The organism is Microvirga roseola (genome assembly GCF_020866965.1).
In the GTDB taxonomy this organism is placed as follows: domain Bacteria; phylum Pseudomonadota; class Alphaproteobacteria; order Rhizobiales; family Beijerinckiaceae; genus Microvirga; species Microvirga roseola.
This window is the reverse complement of the sequence record NZ_JAJATX010000190.1, coordinates 1-632: the sequence shown is the minus strand read 5'-3', so window position 1 is coordinate 632 and position 632 is coordinate 1. Positions and strand designations below refer to the sequence as shown.

Sequence of the window (632 nt, the reverse complement as noted above, 5' to 3'; positions counted from 1 at the left end):
CCAGGCGGACCAGGCGATCACGAATGAAGGCTCGATCCGGCGTTGCTGGAGGCGTGTGGCCACGCGGCGGATTTCCTGGACAGACCAGCGTACCAGCGCTGCAGCCGGGCTTCGTCGGTTCTTTTCTGGGGGGAGCTCAGGCTGTTGGCGCGCTGGCGCACCACCGCCATCATGGCAAAGGCCAGCATCACCAGCGACACATGCCGGTGCCAGCCGTGCCACGAGCGCGTTTCGTTGTGCGTCAGCCCCAGCTCCGTCTTGGCGGTCTCGAATGCGTCCTCGATCGCCCAGCGCTGGCCTTCCACCCGCACCAGGGTCTCAAGCGACGTGCCGGCCGGACACCAGGTTGAGAAGAACGCCAGATCCTGATCAGAGAGGTTGCGTCGGATCAGCAGGCCGCGCGTCCACAGGCCGGTGAGGCCCTCGTTGTATTCCTCCGCTTCAAGATCCGCCAGCTCAACGTAAGCCCAGTCGTACAAGCGCGCTCCCTTGGTGCCGTCTCCCGCTGACCGACGTTTCCATGCCTCGGGAGCAAGAGCCTTCGCGATCTGTTCGGCCGTGCCGGCCACCGGTGGGCTCTTGTCCCAGGCGTTGAACCGGTCGGTGGCTTGCGCGCCGAGCACAGAGCCCTT

General features: G+C 65.8%; 1 pseudogene. It reads right to left on the bottom strand.

Features of this window, described 5'->3' with window-relative positions:
* Window positions 1-17: 17 nt before the first annotated feature.
* Window positions 18-632: pseudogene (locus LG661_RS24825) on the bottom strand (IS701 family transposase); the annotation flags it as partial.